The following is a 21029-nucleotide window of genomic DNA, read 5'->3' on the forward strand; positions in this document are numbered from 1 at the left end:
CCGCGGATGCGGCGTCGTGGCTGTCGCGGGCGCTCAGCCCTGGTAGCGCGGGAAGGCGGAACGGCCGGCGAAGACCGCGGCGTCGCCCAGCTCCTCCTCGATGCGCAGCAGCTGGTTGTACTTCGCGACGCGCTCGCTGCGCGCCGGGGCACCCGCCTTGATCTGACCGGCGTTCGTGGCGACCACGAGGTCGGCGATCGTCGTGTCCTCGGTCTCACCCGAACGGTGCGAGAGCATCGCGGTGTAGCCCGAGCGCTGCGCGAGGCTGACGGCGTCGAACGTCTCGGTGAGCGTGCCGATCTGGTTGACCTTCACGAGCAGCGAGTTGGCGACGCCGCGCGTGATGCCGTCCGCGAGACGCTGCGGGTTGGTGACGAACAGGTCGTCGCCGACGAGCTGGACCTTGGAGCCCAGGGCGTCCGTGAGGTGCTTCCAGTTGTCCCAGTCGTCCTCGGCGAGCGCGTCCTCGATCGTGACGATCGGGAAATCGTTGACGAGTCCGACGTAGTACTCGGTGAGCGCCTCGGCGTCCCAGTCCTTGTTGTCGAGACGGTAGACGCCGTCCGTGAAGAACTCGGTGGCGGCGACGTCGAGGCCGAGGGCGATGTCGGTGCCGGGCGTGAAGCCGGCCTTCTCGATCGCCTTCACCAGGAAGTCGAGGCCCTCGCGGTTGCTGGGCAGGTCGGGGGCGAAGCCGCCCTCGTCGCCGAGGCCGGTCGCGTAACCGGCGGCCTTCAGCTCGGCGCGCAGCACGTGATACGTCTCCACGCCCCAGCGCAGCGACTCGGAGTAGCTCTCCGCGCCGATCGGCGCGAGGAAGAACTCCTGCATGTCGATGCCGTTGTCGGCGTGCTCGCCACCGTTGATGACGTTGAACAGCGGCACGGGCAGCACGTGCGCGTTCGGACCGCCGAGGTAGCGGAACAGCGGGAGATCGGCGGAGTCGGCGGCGGCCTTCGCGACCGCGAGGCTCACACCGAGGATGGCGTTGGCGCCGACGCGCTTCTTGTTGTCGGTGCCGTCGACCTCGATGAGGATCTCGTCGACGATGCGCTGCTCGCTCGCCTCCACGCCCTCGATGGCCGGGCCGAGCTCGTCGAGGACGGCCTCGACGGCCTTGAGCACGCCCTTGCCGCCGTAGCGGTTCTTGTCGCCGTCCCGCAGCTCGTACGCCTCGAAGGCGCCGGTCGAGGCACCGGAGGGGACGGCGGCGCGCTGCACGATGCCGTCGTCGAGGAGCACCTCCACCTCGACGGTCGGGTTTCCGCGCGAGTCGAGAATCTCGCGTGCGCCTACAGCCTCGATCAGTGCCACTGATGTGCTCCTTGTTCAGGATGGAAGGGTGTGTGGAGCGTCGTCGATCCGCGCCCAGTCTATCCCCGGCGGCGCGGGGCGCCGGAGTCAGACGACGAGGGCGAGCGCGACGCCGTCCCACCCCTTGACCCCGACGGTCTGCAAGGCCGTGGCGTCGAAGCGCGGGTCCTCCCCCAGCATCCGCAGTCCCGCGCGCGTGCCGTCGACCTTGGAGTCGCCCGAGTCGTCGCGGACGATCTCGCCGTCGCGGCCGATGTTGTCGAGCACGACCACGGTGCCGGGGTGACCGAGCTTCGCGGCCCAGTCCAGGTACACCGTGTTGGACTCCTTGTCGGCGTCGATGAAGACGAGGTCGAAGCCGCCGACGAGCGTCGGGAGCACATCGGCTCCGCGGCCGACGCGGATGTCGACCCGGTCCCCCACCCCGGCGGCATCGATGCTCAGACGGGCGACGGCGGCGTTGTCGGCCTCCGCCTCGATCGTCACCACCTGCCCGGCGGGACCGACGGCGCGGGCCATCCAGATCGTCGAGTAACCGCCGAGGGTGCCGATCTCCAGCACGCGGCGCGCGCCGCTCATCCGCACGAGGAGGTTCAGCAGCTTCCCCGCGACCGGGGCGACCTCGATCTCGGGCAGCCCCGCCGCCCGCTGCGCGTCGAGCGCGTGCTCCAGAGCCGGATCCGTGCCCACGAGCATGTCGGCGAGGAAGGTGTCGGCGCGGGCCCAGGCGGCGGGAGTGGATTCCATGTGCTCAGCCAACCCCCGGCTCCGGCCGGGCGTCAAGCGTCGGCGGGGTGCGCGGCGCGGCGAGCTCCGGCTGCCGGCGGAACTGCCCGGTGAGTGCGAGGACGAGGGCCACGACGGCGGCGACGATCCAGCCGGCGAAGCCGAGCGGTCCGGCGAGGGCGAGGTCGGGCTGCACGGCGGCGACGATCAGGACCAGGCCCGCGGCGGCGTTGAGGGCCCCGTGCGCGACGACCGCCGGCCAGAGCGAGCCGGAGCGCAGCCGCAGCCAGCCGAACAGCACCCCCCACGCCACGCAGCCGCCGATCATGAACAGCACGCCGGTGACATCCGTCCGGCCGAAGTTGTAGCCGAGGAGGATGACGGGGCTGTGCCACAGTCCCCAGATCGCCCCGCTGAGCAGGAGCGCCGGCCAGGTGCCGAGCGGGCGCAGCGCCGGGAGCAGCCAGCCGCGCCAGCCGAGCTCCTCGCCGAAGGCGAGCACGCTGTTCACCAGCGCCCCGACCGGGATCGCGGCGAGCTGTGCGAACACGACCACGCCGACCGGCGACACGGGTGTCCCCGGGGGAAGCGCCTGGGCGAGCTGATCCGCGAAGGCCGAGAAGGTGAGGTCGAGCCGCACCCATCCGAAAGCGGCCGCGAGGAGGACGCCGAGGGCGACGAGGACCGGCGGCACGAGCCAGGCCGCGACCAGCAGCCCGACGACGCGCTTCGCGGGCCGTAGCGGCCACAGCCCGAGGAAGCGCGCCCGGCTGCCCTTCTCCGGTACGCCCGTGGTGAGCATGACGACGAGCACCGCTGCCGCGGGCGTGAACATCATCACCGGGAGGAGCGCTCCCGCGGAGGGTTCGGCGAGGCCGTCGCCGAGCCACAGGGGCAGGCAGACGAGGGCCGCGAGCCCGCACGCAGTGAGGGCGAAGATGAGGACGGCACGCCAGGGGACCCGCGTCGGCGTCGTCATGACGGTCATGGCGCCACCCGCCCGGTCCCCCCGGCGGCGGCCGACCCCGCGGATCGGTCCACGTAGGCCTGCAGGAGCGCTGCCGCCTCCTCCGCCCCGTCGATCGTGATGACGAACGGTCCGTGATCGCGGCGATGCACCTCGATCGCCGGACCCTGCCGCATCACGATCCCGCTGCGGCCGTCCGGAGCGAGACGCCACCCCCAGCCGCCGAACTCCCCGAAGGGCGAGATGCGCACGGCCCTGGCCGACTCGATCTCCGCCACCGGGATGGTCTTCCGAGGCCACCCGATCGCGGCACGGGCGTCGATGCCGTCCGGCGTGACGCGCACCCGGAACGAGGCGGTCGCCGCCAGCGCGAACCCGACGACGAGGGCGACCAGCCCCGAGACCCAGGCCAGCGGGGTGCCCGTGACGAGCATCGTCACGGCGAGCGCCACGAGCCCGAGCAGCACGAGCAGGAGGAAGACGAGGGCGCCGGTGGGCATGGTCGTGGTGCCCACCCAGACGACCCGCTCGCCATGCCCGACCCGCACGTCGTGGCGCGGCTCGAGGGCGGCACCGGGCACCGACTGCACGCGCGGCTGCACGAACCACGCCATCGCGCCCACACCGAGGAGAGCCGCGAAGGCCAGTGCCATCACCCCCGCGATGCCCGGGACCTCACCGGAGGGCGGGAGGTCGCGCTGGATCGCGAGGGAACCCAGGCAGATCACGCCCGCGAACGCCGACATGCCGGCCGCGGTCGCTCCGAGGAGACGGGCGGTCGCGCCCCAGTGCGCCCCGACGGCGACCAGCGTCGTGACGGTCAGGAGCACCGGGATGCCGAGACCGACGCCGAGGAGCACCCAGAGGTACGTGGCGGCCGGGCCGAACCCGTCCGCCCCGTCGACGCCCCAGTGGATCGCGACGTCGGAAGGGAACGACGGGAGCCAGGCCGTGAGCACGAGAGCGGAGATGGCGACGATGAGCCCCGGGAGGACGAGCGCCACGAGGACGAAGGCCCGTCGCGCGCGGCGCAGGGTGGCCGGAGGGGTGCGGGTGGGGTCAGGCGTCGTCATGGGAGGCCTCCTGGGGAGTCGCGGCGGGGGTGGACGGTTCGGGTTCCGCGCGGTGCGTGCGGACGATCCCGGCGAGGGTCTCGGCGGAGACGCCCAGGGCCGCCGCTCGCCGGATCAGCCCGTCGATCTCGTGCGAGAGCTCGGCGAGGGGCGCGGCGGAGGCGGCGATCACCGCGCCCCTCCCCCGCCGGAGGTCGACCAGGCCCTCGTCGCGGAGGCGCTGGTAGGCGTGCAGGACGGTGTGCTGATTGATGTCGAGCGCAGCGGCCACGTCGCGGGCGGCCGGCAGACGGTCGCCGGGCGCGAGGGCTCCGGAGAGGATGTCGGCGCGCACCGAGGCGGCGACCTGGTCGTAGAGCGCGTGCGGGCTGTCGACATCGACGCGGATGAGCATGACGCCTCCCTTCCCTAGTTATTCTAGGTGAACTAGAACAACTGTGCCAACCCTCCAGACGTCTTCGCGGGGACTCGGCGCATCCTCCACACTGACCTCATGCGCATCACGCCCCGCCGCCTCGCCCTCGGCATGAGCCTCTGGATCCCCAACCTGTGCAGCGGCATCCGCGTCCGCCGGTTCAGCGACGACTGGACCCACGCGACCGTGGAGCTGCACGTGAACCTCCTCACCCGCAACTACGTCAAGACGGCGTTCGGGGGATCGATGTCGGCGATGACCGACCCGTACTTCTTCATGCTCGTCATGCACCAGCTCGGGCGGGACTACGTCGTCTGGGACACCCGTGGCGAGATCGAGTTCCTCAAGCCGGGGCGTGGGGTGCTGACCGCGGAGTTCGAGGTGACGCGGGAGAAGGCGGAGGAGCTCCGGCAGCGCGCCCACGGCGGCGCGAAGGTGCTCGAGTGGTTCGAGACCGTCATCACCGATCGCGACGGGGACGTCGTGGCGAAGGTGCGCCGCGAGGTCTACATCCGCGAGAAGAAGCGCGTCACCGCGTCCCGCGGCTGACACGTCACCCGTCGTTCACCCCGGCGTGCGACGATGACCGGATGCCCCTCGCCCGCCGCCTGACACTGCCGGACGCCGTCGCGATCGGCCTCGGATCGATGATCGGTGCCGGCGTGTTCGCGGTCTGGGGCCCGGCCGTCGACGTCGCCGGGCACGCGACGCTCGTCGCGCTCGGAATCGCCGCCGCGGTCGCCTACGCCAACGCCACCGCCTCCGCACAGCTCGCGGCCGTCCACCCCGTCGCCGGTGGCACGTACGCGTATGCGCGAGCGGAGATCGGACCGTGGTGGGGCTTCGTCGCCGGCTGGAGCTTCGTGATCGGCAAGATCGCGAGCTGCGCCGCCATGGCCATGACCTTCGCCGCCTACGCCGCTCCCGCGGGGTGGCAGACCCCGGTCGCCGTGATCGCCGTCGCCGCCCTCGCGATCGTGAACTGCCTGGGCGTGACGCGGACGGCGCTCGCGACCCGCATCCTCGTGGCCTGCGCGCTGCTCGGACTCTCGGTCGTGGTCGCGGTCGGCCTCGGCGCCGCGCCGACCGCCTCGCCCGCACCGCTCCCCGACACGACCGTGTACGGCGTGCTCCAGGGCGCCGGACTGCTGTTCTTCGCCTTCGCCGGCTATGCCCGGATCGCGACGATGGGCGAGGAGGTGGTGGACCCCGCGCGGACGATCCCCCGCGCCATCGTGCTCGCCCTCGGCGGTGCCGTCGTCGTGTACGCGCTCGTGGGCGTCGTCGTGCTCCTCGTGCTCGGCGGCGCCGTCAGCGGAGCGGCCGCACCCCTGTCCGACGTCCTCACCGCCGCCGGCTGGTCCGCATTCGCCCCCGTCGTGCGCATCGCCGCGGCCGCCGCGTCCCTCGGCGCTCTGCTCGCCCTGCTCACCGGCATCGGGCGCACAACCCTCGCCATGGCGCGGGAGGGCGATCTCCCGCGGTTCCTCGCCCGCATCGACGAGCGCCATCAGGTGCCGCGCCGCGCCGAGATCATCCTCGCGGTCATCGTGATCGCACTCGTGCTCGTCGGGGATCTCCGAGAGGTGATCGGGTTCTCCTCCTTCGGGGTGCTGCTGTACTACCTCATCGCGAACGCCGCCGCCTTCCGCCAGCACGGCGCGGCCCGACGATACCCCCGGGCACTGCAGGTGGGCGGCGCCCTCGGCTGTCTCGTGCTCGTGAGCACCCTTCCCGCACTCGCCTCGCTGGTCGGCATGGGCGTCGTCCTGCTCGGGGTCGCGGGGCGGGCGCTGCGGGTGCGGCGGCAGCAGCATCGGCCGGGCTGATCGCGCTCAGTCGGAGACCCGGGCGCGATAGTCCCGGGGCGGCAGACCGAGGACGGCTGCGAAGTCGCGCGTGAGGTGCGCGTGGTCGGCATACCCCAGCGTGGCGGCGAGCGCCGTGAGATCCGTCTCCGGCTCCTCGCGGAGACGCTGCGCCGCCTCCTGCAACCGGCGACGGCGGATGATCGCGCCCGGCGAGAGTCCCACGGTGCGATGTGTGAGGCGCTGCAGCGTGCGCACCGAGACGGCGAGTCGGGTCGCCGCCTCCTCGGGCGTCAGCGCCGCTCCCTCCCCCAGCAGGACGTCGAGCATCGCGTTCGCCTGCCGCCCCGATGCCCCCACCGGGCCGACCCGCTGCGACAGCCACGCGGCGAAGACCGCGACGGCGCGCTCCCGTCGCCCGTCTGCGGACCGCATCGCCGTCGTCACCGCCGCGTGCAGATCGGGGGCGTCGAAGGCCCGCTCCGCGTCGACGAGCTCCGATGCGTCGTCGGTGAGCGCGGGGACGGCGGCAGGGCGCAGCAGAGCGCCGACGGCCCAGCCCGCACCCCGCAGCTCCCTCGTCGAGACCCGGGTCGTGGCGCCCGCGATCGACACGCCCTCCGGGGCGACGACGAGGTTCACCGCCGGGTACGAGACGATCTCCTGCCGCGACACCTCGCCGTCCGGGAGGCTCCACTCCGGGATCCAGAACCAGGAGGCGAGCGCGGCGGCGTGTGCGGGCGGGGGCAGCCGATGGAACGAGGGCAGCCGCGCGGGATACAGCACTCCGCGCGTCCGGTCGACCATGGCCCCAGCGTAGGACGCGCCACCGACGCACGGCCCCGCGGACGTGTCGCGGATCTTCAAGCGCCGGGCGCCCTCCCGCGTCTACCGTGGCCGCATGACCGCACAGACACCTCCGGCCGGCGTGACCGGCGCACACACCACCGACGGCCGCCCGCACAGCGCGACCTCGCTCACCCCCTTCCTCGCGATCCCCGACGCCGCCCGCGCCGTCGAGTTCTACCGGGACGTCTTCGGCGCCCGCGTGGTCGACGTCACGGAGTTCGGCGGTGTCGTCGCGCATGCCGACCTCGACTTCGGGCTCGGACGGCTCCAGCTCGGCGAGCCCAGCCCCGAGTACCACCTCGTGCCCGCGCCCGCCGGCGACGACGACTGCTACTCGATGGGCCTGTACGTGCCCGACGTGGACGCCGTGGTCGGGCGCGCCGTCGCGGCGGGGGCGACCGTCCGCGAGGCGCCGTCCCTGTTCGTCTCCGGCGACCGCTACGCCAGCATCCGCGACCCGTTCGGCGTGCGGTGGTCGATCATGACCCGCGTGGAGGACCTCTCCGACGAGGAGAGCGCACGACGGGTCGCGGAGTGGGCGGCCTCGTTCAGCGCGGCGCCGGAGAGTGCCGGGAGCTGAGCGCGACCAGGGCGGCCCGCTCGACGGCCGGCAGCAGCGCCTCCGCGGTGCGGCGGTAGCCGAGGGCGCTCGGGTGGAAGCGGTCGAGGCTGAACATCTCCTCCGGCTCGTCGAAGAACATCGGGCCGACAGCCCGCCGCAGGTCCACCGGCTCCGCTCCCTCCCGGTGCGCAGCCTCCGCCTGCGCCTCCGCCAGCCGTCGCGACAGACCGGAGGCGATGCGGCGCAGCGGCTGCGGCACCGCGCGCAGGGCACCGAGGTCGGGGCAGGTGCCGACGACGACGCGGGCGCCGCGAGTCTGCAGGCGACTGATCGCCCCGCGCAGGTGGCGGGCCGACTCCACTGCCGGGAGGCGGTGGGTGACGTCGTTGCCGCCGACCACGATCACGGCGACATCGGGGCGATAGTCCGCGGGGAGGCGGGAGAGCTGCGCGGCGAGATCCCGCGACTCCGCGCCCACGACCGCGGCGGTGCGCAGCCGCACCGGACGCCCGAGTCGGCGTGCCGTCGCCTTCGCGAGCCGCGCCCCGAGGGTCTCCTTCCGCCGTGCCGCTCCCAGGCCCGCAGCGAGGGAGTCGCCCAGCAGCAGGAGGCCGAGCGGCTCGCCCTCGAGCCCCGGGCGCCAGACACGGTCGGCGTCGAGCGACTGCTCCCCCAGCGGCTTCCCGATGCGCCGGCGCGCGACGGCGGCCTGCCGGTCGAGGACCGCGCGGGCGCCCACGACGAGCGCGGCCGCGAGCGCGACCAGGGTCAGCAGGGGCAGACGACGCACGGCGCGATTCCAGCCGACCGCCGTGAACGATCGGTGAACGCCCCGTCCCGACGGGGCGTTCAGGCCAGCGTCTTGACCTCGAGCTCGTCCTCTCCGGGCCGCACGCTCGCGAAGTGGGTGTAGCCGTCCGCGGCGGAGCGCTCCAGCAGGGCCTTGAGGTTCTTCGTGCGCTGTTCGAGGCGGACCCGCGCGCCCTTCGCGACGAGGGCCGTCTTGTGCGCCACGAGCTCCGCCACGGGGACGGCCGCGTCGTGGACGAGCACGATCGCCTGCGCCGCGGTGGCCGGGTCCGTCGACACGAGGTCGACCAGGCGCTCGAACCCGAGGGAGAAGCCCACCGCCGGCACGTCCTGCTGGAGGAACCGGCCGATCATGCCGTCGTACCGTCCTCCGCCACCGAGCGAATACGTCACCGACGGGTGCGCGAGCTCGAAGATCGTCCCGGTGTAGTAGCCCATGCCGCGCACGAGGAACGGGTCGAACACGAGCGGGATGTCGTCCTGCCCGCGACCCGCCGCGACGGCCTCGCCGATGCCGACGAGGTGGGCGACGAGCTCGTCGGGCGCGTCGTCCGGGAGCGCCTTGCGGATCTGGCGGTCGCCGAACGGGTGGTACTCGAGCGTCTGCGGGCGACCGAGGAAGGCCTGGAACGCATCGACCGCGGTCGCCGTGGCCCCGCGCTCGCGGAGCTCGGCGGCCACACCCTCGGGTCCGATCTTGTCGAGCTTGTCGATCGTGATGAGCACCTGCGGGCGCTCGTCCTCGGTGAACCCGAAGTGCCCCAGCATCCACTCCAGGACACGGCGGTCGTTGATCCGCACGCTCGCGCCCTCGAGGCCCAACGCGTCGACGGCGTCGAGCGAGGCGACCAGCAGTTCCGCCTCGGCGCGCGCGGACGCGTCGCCGATGATGTCGATGTCGCACTGGACGAACTGGCGGTAGCGCCCCTTCTGCGGACGCTCGGCCCGCCAGACGGGACCGATCTGGATGGACCGGAAGACACCGGGGAGCTGTCCCCTGTTGCTCGCGTAGAAGCGGGCGAGCGGCACCGTCAGGTCGTAGCGCAGGCCGAGGTCGGAGAGCTCCGCGGGGTCGTCGGCGGCGGCGCGGACGGCCTCCGCATCCAGGCCGCGGCGCAGGATGTTGAACGACAGCTTCTCGTTGTCGCCGCCGATGCCGGCATGCAGCCGGTCGTACTCCTCGACCACGGGGGTCTCGATCTCGTCGAATCCGTGCGCGCGATAGCGGTCGCGGATGACGGAGAGCACCCGCTCACGGCGGGCCTTGTCGGCGGGGAGGAAGTCGCGCATGCCGCGCGGCGCGTTCACGGTAGCCACCCGTCCATCTTCCCAGGTCGACGGCGGTGCCCGTGTCGGATCAGCCGGCCTCGGCGGCCCTGACCTCGTCCTCCAGCCGCGTCAGCCGCTCCCGGAGCGCGCGCTCCGCGTCCCAGCCCTCGGCCCGAGCGGTGTCAACGAGGGCGAGGAGGGCATCGCCGAGTTCCTCCTCCGAGGACGGGCGCAGGGCGGACGACGGCGCGGGCACCACGCCGGCACCGGCGGCACGACCCGACATCTTCTGGGCCCGCGCGAGGGCGGGCATCGCGCGCGGGATCCCGTCGAGCACGCTGCGGCGGGTGCGCTTCTCCGCCGCTTTGGCGGCGTTCCAGTGCACGAGCACCTCCTCCGGCGTCTCCGCGACCTCGTCGCCGAACACGTGCGGGTGCCGCCGCACCATCTTCTCGGTGAGCGTGCGGGCGACGTCGTCGATGTCGAACGGGTCGTCCGGATCCTGCGCCGCGATGGCGGCATGGAACAGCACCTGCCACAGCAGATCGCCCAGCTCTTCGCGGAGGTCGGCGCGTGAGCCGTCCTCGACGGCGTCGATCACCTCGTGCGACTCCTCGATGAGGTACGGCACGAGGTCGCGGTGGGTGATGCGCTGCGACCACACGCACCGTTCCCGCACCGCGCGCATCGTCTCGGCGGCCGCGCGCAGCGGATCGTCGACGCCCTCGGGGCGCTGGTGCTCGCTGCTCATGCTTCCTCCGGGATCGGTTCAGACGGCGGGGACGGGGGCGGCGCGACGGTACCAGCGGGCGCGCAGGGTGACGACGATGCCGGAGAGGATCAGCGCGAGGAGCGATCCCACGAGGACGCCGAGGATCGCCTGGTCGCGGATGACCGCGTCGCCCTCGAACGCGAGATTCGCGAGCAGGAGCGAGACGGTGAATCCGATGCCGCCCAGGGCGCCGGCGGCGAGGATGTCCGCGAAGGGCAGCGCCGGCTCCGCCCCCTTCGGACGGATGCGCATGGCGAGCCAGCCGAACAGGGAGATGCCGATGATCTTCCCCACCGGAAGCGCCACCACGATCGCCCAGAAGGCCGGGGAGAGGGCCGTCGGCGAGACGGCCGGGATGACGACGAAGGCCGCCACGAAGGCGAAGAGCGGCAGGATCGCGCCGTTCACGGTCGGCTCCAGCGCATGACGGGTGCGTCCGGCGGGTACCGGCGCCATGACGAGGCCGAGCATCACGCCGGCGATGGTCGCGTGGATGCCGGACGAGGCGACGAGGCCCCACGTGACGACGCCGACGACGGCCATCGCGACCGCGACGAGCGTGTGTCCGGTGGCGTGCAGCAGGCGGCTCAGCAGCCAGAACGCCGCCACCCCGACGATCGCGAGCCCGAACAGGAGCCATTGCACGTCGTGCGCGAAGAGCACCGCGATGAAGATGATGCCGATGATGTCGTCGAGGATCGCGAGGGCCAGCAGGAACACCCGCACCCGGGACGGGAGTCCGCGGCCGAACATCGCCAGCACGCCGAGCGCGAAGGCGATGTCGGTGGCGGTCGGGATCGGCCAGCCGGACGCCGTCTCCGGCCCTCCCGCGATCAGCAGGTACACGAGGATCGGCACGAGCACGCCGCCGGTGGCCGCGATGGCCGGCTGCACGGCCTTCCGCGGGGAGTCGAGCTCGCCGTGGGTGAGCTCGTGCCGCAGCTCGATCGCCACGACGAGGAAGAAGATCGCGAGCAGTCCGTCCGACACCCAGTGCGCGATCGAGAGGTCCAGCGCCGTCCCCGGGACCGCGAGATGCGTCTCCATCAGCCCGGCGATCGCGTCGTGCGTGGGCAGGTTCGCGAAGAGGAGTCCGAGGCCGGCGGCCACGAGCAGGAGGACGGCGGGGAACTGCTGCCCGCGGAGGGGGTTCGCTGTGATGCGCATCCCGTCCATCGTAGGCCGCGGCGTCACACGGTCGTCATGCGTGCAGGACACCCCGATCCGCCCGGCTACTCTCGGAGGGTGACCCCCGATTCCCCCGCTTTCTCCGAGCCGACGCCCACCGAGGCCATCCGCGTGATCGGTCGTTTCGAAGCCGGTCGCGGCATCCCCGATGCCATGCGCTCCGACGTGCGGATGCTGGGCCAGCTCCTCGGCCAGGTGCTCCGCGAGGCCGGCGGCGACGACCTCTTCGAGGACGTCGAGCGCCTGCGCCTGGCGACCATCCAGGCCTACGAGGACCACAGCTCCGACGCGTTCGACCGCGCCGCGGCGATCGCCGACTCCTTCACGATCGCCCGTGCCGACGAGGTCGCCCGCGCGTTCACCTGCTACTTCCACCTCGTGAACCTCGCCGAGGAGCACCAGCGGGTGCGCGTGCTCCGGGAGCGGGCGGGACAGGCCACCTCGACAGGCTCAGGGACCCCGGCGACGGACACGGTCGCGGGGGCGTACGCCCGGCTGCGCGAGGAGGTCGGCGACGACGAGGCCCGTCGTCGTCTGGACGGCCTGCGCTTCCACCCCGTCTTCACGGCCCACCCGACCGAGGCCCGCCGCCGTGCGGTCTCGTCGAGCATCCGCCGGCTCTCCGAGCTGCTCACCCAGCACGACGCGGCCAGCGCAGGCGGCTCCGAGGAGCACCGCGCCCGCCGCCGGATGCTCGAGGAGATCGACACCCTGTGGCGCACGGCGCCGCTGCGCGCGCAGAAGCCCTCCCCGACCGACGAGGTCCGGACCGTCATGGGCGTCTTCGACGAGACGCTGTTCACCACGGTCCCCCACGTCTACCGCCGGATCGACGATGCCCTCCGCGGCGAGGAGTCCGGCGCCAGCGCCCCGGTCGTCCCGGCGTTCGTGCGGATCGGCTCCTGGGTCGGCGGCGACCGCGACGGCAACCCGTTCGTCACCGCCGCCGTCACCCGCGAGGCGTCGCAGATCGCCTCCGACCACGTGCTCCGCGGCCTCGAGCGGGCGCTCGACCGAATCGGACGCACCCTCACGCTCGCCGCCGACGACACCCCGCCCAGCGGCGAGGTCATCGCGCTCTGGGAGCGTTTCGCCGCCGCGGAGCCGACGGTCGCCGACGAGCTGGCGGCCCGCTCCCCTGACGAGCCGCACCGCCGGGTCATCCTCGTCATGGCCCGCCGCGTGGCGGCCACGCGTCGTGGAGACGACGAGGGCTACACGGGTCCGGAGGAGCTGCTCGCGGAGCTGCGCGCCGTGCAGTCCTCCCTCGTCGCCGCCGGAGCCCGCCGCCACGCGTTCGGCGGCGTGCAGCATCTGATCTGGCAGGTCGAGACCTACGGCTTCCACCTCACGGAGCTCGAGGTGCGCCAGCACTCCCAGGTGCACGCGAAGGCCCTGGCCGAGCTCGAGGCCGGCGGGGCGATCAGCACGCAGACCGAGGAGGTGCTGGAGGTGTTCCGCGCGATCGCGGACATCCAGCGCGACCGCGGCCTCCGCGCCGCGGGCCGCTACGTCGTCTCCTTCACGCAGGCGGCCTCCGACCTCGCGAACGTGTACGAGCTGGCCCGCCACGCGCTCGGCGACGACGCCCCGGTGCTCGACGTCGTGCCCCTGTTCGAGACCTTCGCCGACCTGCAGGCAGCCCCGGGCATCCTCGCCGAGGCCGTGACCTTCCCGGAGTTCCGCGAGCGGATGGCTGCGACCGGCAACCGGCTGGAGGTCATGCTCGGCTACTCCGACTCCTCCAAGGACGTCGGGCCCGTCGCCGCGAACCTCGCGCTGTACACGGCGCAGGAGAAGATCGCCCGCTGGGCGCAGGAGTCCGGCATCGAGCTGACCCTCTTCCACGGCCGCGGCGGGGCGCTCGGCCGTGGCGGCGGCCCCGCCAACTCCGCGATCCTCGCGCAGCCCCCGCACTCCGTCGACGGTCGGTTCAAGCTCACCGAGCAGGGCGAGGTCATCTTCGCCCGGTACGGCGAGCCCGCGATCGCGATGCGGCACATCGACCAGGTCGCCGCCGCGACGCTGCTGGCCTCCTCCCCCACGGTCGAGGAGCGCACGAGCCGCGCGGCCGCCCGCTACGCCGACGTCGCCGCGACCATGGACGCCGCCTCCCGCGAGCGGTTCTTCGCGCTCGTCAAGGCCGAGGGCTTCGCCCCGTGGTTCGCCACCGTGACCCCGATGGAGGAGATCGGCCTGCTCGCGCTCGGGTCGCGTCCCGCCCGCCGCGGCCTCTCGGTGGAGTCGCTGGAAGACCTCAGGGCCATCCCCTGGGTGTTCGCGTGGACGCAGGCGCGGATCAATCTCGCCGGCTGGTTCGGACTCGGCACCGCGCTCGAGGCCGTCGGCGACGAGGACCTGCTCACGGAGGCCTACCGCGAGTGGCCGCTGCTGCGCACGATGGTCGACAACGTCGCGATGAGCCTCGCCAAGACCGACGAGCGCATCGCCCGGCAGTACCTCGCCCTCGGCGACCGCGACGACCTCGCCGCCCTGGTGCTCGACGAGCTCGCCCTCACGCGGCGCTGGGTCATCCGTCTCACCGGAGGCGAGGGCCTGCTGGAGAACAAGCCCGTGCTGCAGCGGGCGGTGCAGCTGCGCAGCCCGTACGTCGACGCGCTCTCGCTCCTGCAGCTGCGGGCGCTCCGTGCGCTCCGGTCGGCGCCGGAGCAGCCGGAAGGCTCGGGAGCCGACGCCGAACAGCAGCGCCTGCTCCTCCTCTCCGTCAGCGGGGTCGCCGCCGGCCTGCAGAACACCGGGTGACCCCGGTCGTTCCGCCGCGTGCGCGGAGGCCTTCGTCGCCGACGCTAGAGTGAAACCTCCGCCTCACCCGGCTCTGCTTTCGCGCGCGACACGATCGCCCGCACCCCATCCCCCATCAGAAAGCCCTCCCGCGTGACCGTCACCACCCCCACCGACTTCCACCCGCTCGCCGACTCCGTGCAGCCCGTCTTCGACACGGTGCTGGCCCGCAGCCCGCACGAGCCGGAGTTCCACCAGGCCGTCCACGAGGTGCTGCACTCCATCGCCCCGGTGCTGGAGCGCCACCCGGAATACGTGGACGGCGGGATCCTGGAGCGCCTGGTCGAGCCGGAACGCCAGATCATGTTCCGCGTGCCGTGGGTCGACGACGCCGGGAAGCTGCAGGTCAATCGCGGTTACCGCATCCAGTTCTCCTCCGTGCTCGGTCCGTACAAGGGCGGCCTGCGGTTCCACCCGTCGGTCAACCTCTCGATCATCAAGTTCCTCGGCTTCGAGCAGATCTTCAAGAACGCGCTCACCGGTCAGGGCATCGGCGGCGGCAAGGGCGGCTCCGACTTCGACCCGCACGGCAAGTCCGACGCCGAGGTCATGCGGTTCTGCCAGTCGTTCATGAACGAGCTCTACCGGCACCTCGGCGAGCACACCGACGTCCCTGCGGGTGACATCGGCGTCGGCGGCCGCGAGATCGGCTACCTCTTCGGCCAGTACCGCAAGGTCACCAACCGCCACGAGTCCGGCATGTTCACGGGCAAGGGCACCGGCTGGGGCGGCGCCGAGGTGCGGACGGAGGCCACGGGCTACGGCGCGGTGTTCTTCGCGCAGGAGATGCTCGGCGTGCACGGCGACTCCCTCGACGGCAAGCGCGTCGGCATCTCGGGCTCCGGCAACGTGGCGATCTACGCGATCCAGAAGGCCGCCCAGCTCGGCGCGACCGCGGTGACGGCGTCCGACTCGTCCGGCTACGTCGTCGACGACGCGGGCATCGATCTCGACCTGCTGCGTCAGCTCAAGGAGGTCGAGCGCGCCCGCATCGTCGAGTATGCGAACCGCCGTTCCAGCGCTCGCTTCGTGGAGAGCGGCAGCGTGTGGGAGGTGCCGGTCGACATCGCGGTGCCCTCCGCCACCCAGAACGAGGTCAGCCTCGCCGATGCGGAGGCCCTGATCGCCAACGGTGTGCGCGCTGTCTCCGAGGGCGCCAACATGCCGTGCGTCCCCGAGGCCGTCGAGGCCTTCCAGAAGGCGGGCGTGCTGTTCGCCCCTGGCAAGGCCGCGAACGCCGGCGGTGTCGCGACCTCGGCCCTGGAGATGAGCCAGAACGCCTCGCGGCAGCGCTGGAGCTTCGGCGACAGTGAGAACAAGCTGCGCGAGATCATGGGCGACATCCACCACGCCGCCTTCGAGGCTGCGGAGCGCCACGGCGTCCCCGGCGACTACGTGGCCGGCGCCAACATCGCCGGCTTCGAGCGCGTCGCCGCGGCGATGCTCGCCCAGGGCGTCATCTGACCCGTTCGAATCGCCTGAATGGTCCCAGATCCGGCCGGGATGCGACCATTCGGGCGATTCGAAGGGTGGGGGTCAGACCTGGCGGTCGTCGGCGTGCCGCGCGAGGGAGCTGCCGTAGCGCTCCGTGAGCTGCACCATGAGGTCGGGAGTGTCCCGGTCGACGCCGAAGACGTGTCCGGGGAAGTCGAGCTCGGGCTGTGCGGCCGCGATCTCGGCGTCCCGGTCGGGTGAGAGCAGCTGCACCGGATCGCCGACCGCGACCCACCCGATCGGCACCACCGTCCCCGACGGCAGCACGGCCCGACGATGCACGATGGCGTTGACCCGCACCTCGCAGCGGTCCCCGACGAGGGCCCCGTTGAAGACCCGGGCCCCGGACGCGAAGAACACCTCCTCGCCCACGGTCGCCCCGGCGATGCTGGCCAGTGTCCCGACGAGGGTGTGCGCCCCGATGTGGACGGCGTTCGCCGCGGTCGCCCGGATCAGCGCGTTCTCCATCACGATGACGTGCGCGCCGAGGGTGATCGGGCCGCCCTCCGCGGTGATGACGGCGCCGTGCAGCACCTGGCAGCCCGGTCCGAGCTCCACGTCACCGGAGATGACGGCGGTGGGAGCGACGACGGCGGTGTCGTGGATGCGGGGGCGAGCCCCGAGGTGCTCGTACAACATGCGGCCAGACTAGCCCGCGGCGTCCGCGGCGTGCACGACTTCGGAGATCATCACCACCGGGTCACTCGGACTTGGCGGGCTCGGGGAAGATGGCGGTGAACAGCTGGTCGACCCAGGCGAGCAGCTCCGCGTCGGGCAGCGGCTCCACGCCCACGCCGACCGCCGCGGGCACCGTGGGCATCGGCACGACCAGCGCCTCCCCTCCGGAGACGAGCTTCGCCTTCGGATAGAGCCGCTGCAGCCGGACCTTGATCGAGTCCTCGAGGCGGGCGGGCGCGAGGCGCAGGTTCGACCCCATGGCCACGACGTCGGTGAGCCCGGCCCTGGCCGCCCGGCGCCGCAGCCGCGCGATCGACACGAGTCCGGTGACCTCCTCCGGTGGCGTGCCGTAGCGGTCGACGAGCTCCTCCACCACGAGGTCGATCGCGTCGTCCTTCGCGGTCGCAGCCGAGGCGGCGGAGAGCTTCTGATACGCCTCGAGCCGGAGGCGCTCGCTGTCGATGTAGTCCTCGGGGATGCGGGCGTCGAGCGGCAGCTCGAGCCGGAGCTCCTGCCCGGTCTCGACCTCGTCGCCGCGGAACGTCGCGACGGCCTCGCCGATCATGCGCAGGTAGAGGTCGAAGCCGACCCCGGCGATGTGTCCGGCCTGCTCGGCACCGAGCATGTTGCCCGCACCACGGAGCTCGAGATCCTTGAGCGCGACCTGCATGCCCGAGCCGAGCTCGTTGTTGACCGCGATGGTCTGCAGCCGGTCGGCCGCGGTCTCGCTCAGCGGCTTCATGTCGTCGTAGAGGAAGTACGCGTAGGCGCGCTCCCGTCCCCGGCCCACGCGTCCGCGGAGCTGGTGGAGCTGGCTGAGGCCGTACTTGTCGGCGCGGTCGATGATGATCGTGTTCGCGTTGGAGATGTCGAGACCGGTCTCGATGATCGTGGTCGAGACCAGGACGTCGAACTTGCGCTCCCAGAAGTCGTCGACGACCTGCTCCAGCGCGTGCTCCCCCATCTGGCCGTGCGCGACGGCGATCCGCGCCTCGGGGACCAGCTCGGCGAGCTCGGCCGCGACCCGCTGGATCGACTGCACGCGGTTGTGCACGAAGAAGACCTGGCCCTCGCGGAGGATCTCGCGACGGATGGCGGCGGCGATCTGCTTGTCGCTGCGGGGTCCGACGAACGAGAGGATCGGGTGCCGGTCCTCCGGCGGCGTGGCGAGCGTCGACATCTCGCGGATGCCGGTGACCGCCATCTCCAGGGTGCGCGGGATCGGGGTGGCGCTCATGGCGAGGATGTCGACGTTGGTCTTCATCTTCTTCAGCGCGTCCTTGTGCTCGACCCCGAACCGCTGCTCCTCGTCGATGATCATGAGGCCGAGGTCCTTGAACAGCACCTGGTCCGTGAGGATGCGGTGCGTGCCGATCACCATGTCCACCGAGCCGTCGAGGAGGCCCTGCAGCGTGAGCCGCGCCTCCTTGTCGGTCTGGAACCGCGACAGCGGCCGCACCTTGACCGGGAACCCGGCGAAGCGCTCGGTGAACGTCTCGAGGTGCTGCTTGACGAGCAGGGTCGTCGGCACGAGCATCGCCACCTGCTTGCCGTCCTGGATGGCCTTGAACGCCGCGCGGACGGCGACCTCGGTCTTGCCGAAGCCGACGTCGCCGGAGAGCAGCCGGTCCATCGGGATCGGCCGCTCCATGTCGGCCTTGATCTCGTCGATGGTCTGCAGCTGGTCCTGCGTCTCCGCGAACGGGAACGCCTCCTCCAGCTCGCGCTGCCAGGGGGTGTCCGGGCCGAAGGCATACCCCTTGGCGCTCATCCGGGCGGAGTAGAGCTTGACGAGCTCGACGGCGATGTCGCGGACCGCCTTGCGCGCCTTGCCCTTGGCCTGCGCCCAGTCGCTGCCGCCCATCTTCGACAGGGTCGGGGCCTCGCCGCCGACGTACTTCGACAGGAGGTCGAGCTGGTCGGTGGGCACGTACAGCTTGTCGCCGGGGTAGCCGCGCTTGGACGGCGCATACTCCAGCACGAGGTAGTCGCGGACGGACTTCGTGGCGTTGCGGCCGCCGGTGGAGACCTCGCGCTGGGTCATCTCGACGAACCGGCCGATGCCGTGCGTCGCATGCACGACGAAGTCGCCCTGCTTGAGCTGCAGCGGATCGACGACGTTCTTCCGCCGGGAGGCGAGCTTCTTGACGACGCGCTGGTCGCCGCCGATCGTGCGGCCGTAGAACTCGTTGTCGGTGAGGACGGCGAGCTTCGCCTCCGGCACCTGGAAGCCGGCCTCGACCCCGCCGACGGTGAGGGTCGCGACCCCCGGGTCCGGCGCGTCCGCGATGGTCTCGACCACCCGGGCCGCGATGCCGCGGTCGGACAGCACGTCGCGCGCACGGTCGACGAGGCCGTGACCGGTCGCGAGCACGACCACGCGCCAGCCGTCGGCGACCTTCGCGTCGACGAAGGCGATCGCGCCGTCGACGTTGCCGTGGAAGGAGGGGATGACGGTGGCCGCCTCGACGCTCTCCACGGTCGCATCGCCGATCCCGAACGGGCTCAGGCGCCACCACACGCCACCGCGGTCGCGGACGACCTCGCGCAGGTCGGCGATGGTGAGGAAGTCCCCGGCGCCGAGGTCGATGGGGGCCGAGGCACCAGAGGTCGCCGCACTCCAGGCGGCGTCGAGGAACTCGCGGTTCGTCTCGCCGAGGGTGAGGGCGCGGGCGGTCGAGCGCTCCGGGTCGATGACGGCGGTCGCACAGCCCTCGGGCAGATACTCGACGAGCGACTTGAGGGGACCGGCGACCGCGGGCAGCAGCGACTCCATGCCCTCGACCGGGATGCCCTCGGCCATCTTCTCGAGCATGCCGCTGATGGCCGGGAAGCCGCCGATCAGCGCCCTCGCGCGCTCGCGCACCTCGGCGGTCAGCAGGAGCTCACGGCTGGGCGGGAGGTCCACACCGGGCACGTCGCCGGGCAGCGAGCGCTGGTCCGCCACGGAGAACGCGCGGATCTGGTCGATCTCGTCGCCGAAGAACTCCACGCGGTACGGGTGCTCCGACGTGGGAGGGAAGACGTCGAGGATGCCGCCGCGGACGGCGAACTCGCCCCGTCGCGACACCATGTCGACGCGGGAGTAGGCCCGTTCCACGAGCTGCTCGGCGACGTGGTCGAGCTCGTTGCCGCGGCTGCCCACCGTCAGCTCCAGCGGCACGATGTCGCCCAGGTTCCCGGCGATGGGCTGGAGCGCGGCGCGCACGGAGGCCACGACCACGAGAGGGCGCTCCCCGGACCATTCGGCGACGCGGCGCAGGGTCTGCAGTCGCAGGCCGACCGTGTCCGGGCTGGGGCTGAGGCGCTCGTGCGGCAGCGTCTCCCAGGCGGGGAAGGTGAGCACCTCGGCGTCCGGGACGTAGGTCTCCAGGGCCTGCGCCACCGACTCCGCGCGACGCCCCGTCGGCACCACGGCCAGCAGCGCCGCCGGGTGGCCTGCCGCCGCGCGCTGGGCGAGCAGGCCCGCGAGCACGGGCGCGTCGAGCCCGTCGACCAGGCCGAGGTCGGCGTCGGTGTGCGCCCAGGCAAGAGCGTCACGATACAGAGACGCCTCTTCCAAGGCGCGCAGAATCCCCGGAACAGTCACCGGACAAGCCTAATCGTGCCCACGGACACTGCGGTCGGCTTCCTCCCCTCCCACCCCCTTCCGTGCCTCCCACCCCTGTGCGAACGTCCGGAGGGGGCCGGGGCGGACCGAAGGGGCCGGGTCGAGCGTCTTAGGCTGGAGGGATGCCTCCGGTCACCCTCACCACCGCACGACTCGTCCTCCATGCCCCGACGGAGGCGGATGTCGACGCGATCACCGAGGCGTGCCAGGACCCCGAGATCGCGCGGTGGACGACGGTGCCCTCCCCCTACTTCCGCCAGGACGCGGAGGACTTCGTCGCTCTCGTCGAGCAGTGGTGGGAGGACGGCTCGCAGACCGTCTGGGGCGTCTACGCCGACGACGTCCTCGTGGGCATGGTCGGACTGCACCACATCGGGGAGCATCCGGCCGGGGGCCATGCCGAGCTCGGCTACTGGGTCGTCGCCGACGCCCGCGGCCACGGCTATCTCGTCGAGGCCGCGCGGGCCGTGCTCGACTGGGGCTTCGCGGAGCTCGGCCTCGCCCGGATCCGTTGGCAGGCCGTGGTCGGCAACGTCCCCTCCGCCCGCGCCGCCCGCGCCCTCGGCTTCCGCTTCGAGGGCACCATGCGTCAGGGACTCACCAGCCAGCGCGGACGGGACGACGGCTGGCTCGCCGGGCTGCTGCGCGACGACGACCGGACGCCGGTCGAGTGGCCGGTGCTCTGAGCGCAC

18 protein-coding genes are annotated in these 21029 nt (G+C 72.4%); 6 read left to right on the forward strand and 12 right to left on the reverse strand.

The window, feature by feature from the left end; all coding sequences use genetic code 11:
* Nucleotides 1–33: 33 nt before the first annotated feature.
* The 5 genes from eno to ACIQID_RS05920 all read right to left on the reverse strand — a co-directional run bounded on the left by eno (nt 34) and on the right by ACIQID_RS05920 (nt 4474).
* The gene (eno, locus tag ACIQID_RS05900) at nt 34–1314 is read right to left on the reverse strand and encodes a phosphopyruvate hydratase (RefSeq protein WP_400282845.1); all 1281 of its coding nucleotides are present in this window, start codon (nt 1312–1314) and stop codon (nt 34–36) included.
* Nucleotides 1315–1401: 87 nt separating this feature from the next.
* Complete coding sequence (locus ACIQID_RS05905; protein ID WP_312673297.1) at nt 1402–2061, reverse strand: O-methyltransferase; 660 nt, start codon at nt 2059–2061, stop codon at nt 1402–1404.
* A 4-nt stretch (nt 2062–2065) separates the two neighbouring features.
* A complete protein-coding gene (locus tag ACIQID_RS05910) occupies nt 2066–3028 on the reverse strand; it encodes a lysostaphin resistance A-like protein (protein WP_400282849.1) in 963 nt (320 codons plus the stop codon).
* Nucleotides 3025–4080, reverse strand: a complete 1056-nt coding sequence (locus ACIQID_RS05915; protein WP_400282852.1) for a DUF1648 domain-containing protein — start codon at nt 4078–4080, stop codon at nt 3025–3027. The genes ACIQID_RS05910 and ACIQID_RS05915 overlap by 4 nt, the downstream gene beginning before the upstream one ends.
* Nucleotides 4067–4474, reverse strand: coding sequence for a GntR family transcriptional regulator (locus ACIQID_RS05920; RefSeq protein WP_136051632.1), 408 nt, complete (start codon nt 4472–4474; stop codon nt 4067–4069). The genes ACIQID_RS05915 and ACIQID_RS05920 overlap by 14 nt, the downstream gene beginning before the upstream one ends.
* Before the next feature lie 99 nt (nt 4475–4573).
* Here ACIQID_RS05920 and ACIQID_RS05925 point away from each other — a divergent pair, with 99 nt between their 5' ends.
* Together ACIQID_RS05925 and ACIQID_RS05930 are read left to right on the forward strand one after the other, a co-directional pair.
* Complete coding sequence (locus ACIQID_RS05925; RefSeq protein ID WP_105949465.1) at nt 4574–5044, forward strand: PaaI family thioesterase; 471 nt, start codon at nt 4574–4576, stop codon at nt 5042–5044.
* 41 nt (nt 5045–5085) lie between these two features.
* Nucleotides 5086–6324 carry an APC family permease gene (locus ACIQID_RS05930; protein ID WP_400282856.1) on the forward strand — a complete coding sequence of 413 codons (1239 nt, stop codon included), beginning with the start codon at nt 5086–5088 and terminating at the stop codon, nt 6322–6324.
* A 6-nt stretch (nt 6325–6330) separates the two neighbouring features.
* Here the strand turns inward: ACIQID_RS05930 and ACIQID_RS05935 are convergent, their stop codons facing one another.
* On the reverse strand, nt 6331–7110 hold the full coding sequence (locus tag ACIQID_RS05935; protein WP_312673302.1) for a helix-turn-helix domain-containing protein: 780 nt from the start codon (nt 7108–7110) through the stop codon (nt 6331–6333).
* A 94-nt stretch (nt 7111–7204) separates the two neighbouring features.
* Here ACIQID_RS05935 and ACIQID_RS05940 point away from each other — a divergent pair, with 94 nt between their 5' ends.
* Nucleotides 7205–7732, forward strand: coding sequence for a VOC family protein (locus tag ACIQID_RS05940; RefSeq protein ID WP_312673303.1), 528 nt, complete (start codon nt 7205–7207; stop codon nt 7730–7732).
* On the opposite strand, the gene ACIQID_RS05945 is transcribed toward ACIQID_RS05940, so the two are convergent.
* From ACIQID_RS05945 to nhaA, 4 genes are all read right to left on the reverse strand, one after another.
* The gene (locus tag ACIQID_RS05945) at nt 7701–8495 is read right to left on the reverse strand and encodes an SGNH/GDSL hydrolase family protein (RefSeq protein ID WP_396654653.1); all 795 of its coding nucleotides are present in this window, start codon (nt 8493–8495) and stop codon (nt 7701–7703) included. The genes ACIQID_RS05940 and ACIQID_RS05945 overlap by 32 nt on opposite strands.
* A 68-nt stretch (nt 8496–8563) precedes the next feature.
* The gene (gene hisS / locus ACIQID_RS05950) at nt 8564–9814 is read right to left on the reverse strand and encodes a histidine--tRNA ligase (RefSeq protein ID WP_400285680.1); all 1251 of its coding nucleotides are present in this window, start codon (nt 9812–9814) and stop codon (nt 8564–8566) included.
* A gap of 67 nt (nt 9815–9881) precedes the next feature.
* On the reverse strand, nt 9882–10544 hold the full coding sequence (locus ACIQID_RS05955; protein WP_400282860.1) for a MazG family protein: 663 nt from the start codon (nt 10542–10544) through the stop codon (nt 9882–9884).
* Nucleotides 10545–10562: 18 nt separating this feature from the next.
* A complete protein-coding gene (gene nhaA, locus ACIQID_RS05960) occupies nt 10563–11732 on the reverse strand; it encodes a Na+/H+ antiporter NhaA (protein WP_400282863.1) in 1170 nt (389 codons plus the stop codon).
* A gap of 174 nt (nt 11733–11906) precedes the next feature.
* On the opposite strand from nhaA, the gene ACIQID_RS05965 reads away from it, so the two are divergent.
* Together ACIQID_RS05965 and gdhA are read left to right on the forward strand one after the other, a co-directional pair.
* Entirely contained in the window at nt 11907–14516 is a 2610-nt protein-coding gene (locus ACIQID_RS05965) for a phosphoenolpyruvate carboxylase (protein ID WP_400285683.1), read from the forward strand.
* Between the two features lie 132 nt (nt 14517–14648).
* The gene (gene gdhA, locus ACIQID_RS05970) at nt 14649–16019 is read left to right on the forward strand and encodes an NADP-specific glutamate dehydrogenase (protein WP_400282866.1); all 1371 of its coding nucleotides are present in this window, start codon (nt 14649–14651) and stop codon (nt 16017–16019) included.
* Nucleotides 16020–16091: 72 nt separating this feature from the next.
* Here gdhA and ACIQID_RS05975 read toward each other — a convergent pair whose 3' ends face one another.
* Together ACIQID_RS05975 and mfd are read right to left on the reverse strand one after the other, a co-directional pair.
* On the reverse strand, nt 16092–16688 hold the full coding sequence (locus ACIQID_RS05975; RefSeq protein ID WP_025103909.1) for a gamma carbonic anhydrase family protein: 597 nt from the start codon (nt 16686–16688) through the stop codon (nt 16092–16094).
* 61 nt (nt 16689–16749) lie between these two features.
* The gene (gene mfd, locus ACIQID_RS05980) at nt 16750–20316 is read right to left on the reverse strand and encodes a transcription-repair coupling factor (protein WP_400282869.1); all 3567 of its coding nucleotides are present in this window, start codon (nt 20314–20316) and stop codon (nt 16750–16752) included.
* Nucleotides 20317–20459: 143 nt separating this feature from the next.
* Between mfd and ACIQID_RS05985 the strand changes: the two genes are divergently transcribed.
* Nucleotides 20460–21023 (forward strand): GNAT family protein, encoded by a 564-nt coding sequence (locus ACIQID_RS05985; RefSeq protein WP_331202482.1) that lies wholly within the window; start codon nt 20460–20462, stop codon nt 21021–21023.
* Nucleotides 21024–21029: the final 6 nt, after the last annotated feature.

This window comes from Microbacterium sp. NPDC091676 (assembly GCF_044756645.1).
Lineage (GTDB): Bacteria > Actinomycetota > Actinomycetes > Actinomycetales > Microbacteriaceae > Microbacterium > Microbacterium paraoxydans_D.